Raw genomic sequence first — 2828 nt, 5'->3', positions numbered from 1 at the left:
CACAACAAGCCGATTGATTTTGGTCTGCAGACCTTCTGCGAGAGCTGCAACAAATGCGCCCGCGAGTGCCCCTCGGGGGCGATCACCGCCGGTCCCAAGCGGATGTTCAACGGCTATGAGATCTGGAAGAGCGACAGCCAGAAATGCACCACCTACCGGATCACCACGCCGGGCGGCGCCATGTGTGGCCGCTGCATGAAAACCTGCCCCTGGAACCTTGAGGGGATCTTCTCGGAACGGCCCTTTCGCTGGGCGGCGATGAATGTGCCCAAGGCGGCGCCTCTGTTGGCAAAACTGGATGATGCGCTGGGCAATGGCGAGATGAACCCGGCCAAGAAATGGTGGTGGGATCTTGAGATGCAGGAGGATGGCGGCTATCGCCCGACGCGCCATCCGGTGATTGCCCGCGCGCTGCAAAAGGATCTCGACCTGAAATTCGAGGATCAGACCCTGGCTGTCTACCCGGCACATCTGGCGCCGCACCCCTGGCCCTATCCGTTCCCGATGGACCGCGAGACGGGGATTGAGGCCTATCAACAGATGATCTCGGCTGAAGAGTATAAAACGCGCCGCGCCAGGGGAGAGACCGGTGCCTGGGATCATCGCTACAGCAATGATCAGGACAGCCCGGTTTTGCAGGTGCGGGTGGCACGCGCCGAGGCCATGAGCCGGGATGTCACCAGATATGAGTTCGAGAGCCTCGATGGCGCGCCGCTGCCGGAATGGACGGCGGGGGCCCATCTCGACATCGTGGTCGCCCCTGAATATCTGCGGCAATATTCCATGTCTGTCGATCCGGCGGACCGGTCGAAATACCAGATTGGTGTTCTGCGCGAAGACGCCGGGCGGGGGGGATCAAAACTGATGCACCGGATTTTCACACCGGGGCGTCTGATCTTTATCTCAAAGCCGATCAACCATTTCCCGCTTGAGGAGGCGGCGCAGAAGAGTTTCCTCATGGGGGGGGGCATTGGCATCACACCAATGATTGCCATGGCGCATCGCCTGCATGCGCTGGGTCGGGCGTTTGAGCTGCACTATTCCATCTCTAATCGTGAGGATGCCGGCTATTTGCAGGATCTGGCGCAGATGCCCTGGCGTGGCGAGGTCCATATACATGTCTCCTCCGAGGGCACGCGGGCGGATCTGGATCAGCTACTGGCGGGTTATGCGCCGGGGCAGCATGTCTATACCTGTGGGCCCGAGCGCTACATGGAGGGGGTCATGCAGGCGGCAGAGCGCCAGGGATTTCCCGAAGAGGCGCGCCATCTGGAGTATTTCTCGGTGCCTGAGCTGCCAGAGTATGAGAACCATGCGTTCAAGCTCAAACTGGCACGCTCCGGGAAGGTGCTCGAGGTGCCGCCCGAGAAGACCGCAACGGATGTCCTGCTGGAGCATGGCGTGCATATAGATGTGAAGTGCTCGGACGGGATTTGCGGTGTCTGCAAATGTGGCCTGATCTCAGGAGAGGTCGAGCACCGCGACTTTGTCCTCTCCAAGGCGCAACGAAATGGATCGGTGATCCTGTGCCAGTCTCGCGCCGCCGCACCGGATGGCGTGGTTGAGGTCGACCTCTAAAGCGTGGCAAACCAATCTGGTAGCTCGGTGCGCTGCGCAAATCTGAGGCTCTTGCTGCGCAGGACTGAGAGCACCTCGTCCCGGACGGGCGTTTGCAGGGCCTCCCAGGCCTCAGCCTCAGCCTCTTCCCAGGAAACCACCGGCAGTGCGGCGGCTTTGCTCAGTTTTGCTGTGGCCTCTTGGTCGGCTTGGCGCCAGGCGCGGCCGGGAGCACCCTTGCCCTCTACGCTGCCGACTTCGGTTCGGATTCCGGTCATGGCGGTCAGGGCTGTCCTGTCGGCGAATTTAAGATGCGCCAGATAGATCCCGCGCGGCATGACAAAGGGAAACTCAGCCAGCCGGTTGGGGCGCAGATGAAGGCCATGCCGCCGCAGCCCGATGGGGCGGCGAACGGCCCAGGCCTTGCTGTAGTGCCCGGTAAAGACCGCATCGCGGCGCTGGGCAAAAACACAGCTGCCTTGTTTGACCGCTTCACCGGCGTGAAGATCAAACAGATCAAAGCCAAGCGCAAAGAGGGCGGGAGCCTGCTGATCGCGCATCATCTGGGGCAGGGAGGGCCAGCGTGACGGGTCAACGCAGATCAGCTCATCCGCGTCCGTCCGGATCACCCAGTCGTAGATCTCCAGCAGCCCCTGCTGAAACCCATTGAGCATCCGTCCGCGCCAGTGGTCAAAGCCCTGCAGCCGGTTTCGCGGTATTGTCAGCACCGAGGCCCCCGGGCAGATCTCTGCGATGCGGGGATCGCTGCCATGAGAAATGACATAGAGATTTTCGGCGCCAAGCGCGCGGCTATAGTGGCGAAACCACTGAGACAGAGCCCAGTGGTCTTTATGCGCCATGGTGAGTGCACAGATATCCATGGGCGGCACTATGCGTGTCCTGCTGCCCTCCGCCAAGTCCAGTTCTCACAAGGCCATTTCGCGGATGGATCAGTGTGTCGGGCGCGGCCTGCGGCCCTCAGAAATGCCATGAGGCAGGTTTTTGACAACAAAAGCGCCAAAGAAGGCGACTCGCCAGTCTTATCGCTCCACCCGAGTCGGGGTCCGTCTTGTGGTTGCGCTGCGCGTGACGTCTATATGTTGATCCGCAGCGGCTGCCAAAAGACATCGTCGCACCCAGCATCGAAGTGTCAGGCGTTCAAAATTGATGCACAGGCAGGAATCTGACAATATAACATTCTGAAAATAAAGTATATTTATGAATTTCGAGGTGAATTATGATTTTTGTGAATTTATGCCTTGCGGAGGTTT

2 protein-coding genes are annotated in these 2828 nt (G+C 60.0%); one reads left to right on the top strand and one right to left on the bottom strand.

All coding sequences use genetic code 11. From position 1 onward, the window contains the following. The coding region (locus B4968_RS17660; protein ID WP_139792896.1) for a 2Fe-2S iron-sulfur cluster-binding protein at positions 1-1578 on the top strand (1578 nt) is incomplete at its 5' end. Here B4968_RS17660 and B4968_RS17655 read toward each other — a convergent pair. Continuing rightward, positions 1575-2438 (bottom strand): glycosyltransferase family 2 protein, encoded by an 864-nt coding sequence (locus B4968_RS17655; RefSeq protein ID WP_083100716.1) that lies wholly within the window; start codon positions 2436-2438, stop codon positions 1575-1577. The genes B4968_RS17660 and B4968_RS17655 overlap by 4 nt on opposite strands. Positions 2439-2828 lie beyond the last annotated feature (390 nt).

Source organism: Pseudophaeobacter leonis, assembly GCF_002087335.1.
GTDB classification, from domain to species: domain Bacteria; phylum Pseudomonadota; class Alphaproteobacteria; order Rhodobacterales; family Rhodobacteraceae; genus Pseudophaeobacter; species Pseudophaeobacter leonis.
This window is presented reverse-complemented; position numbering and strand designations above follow the sequence as displayed.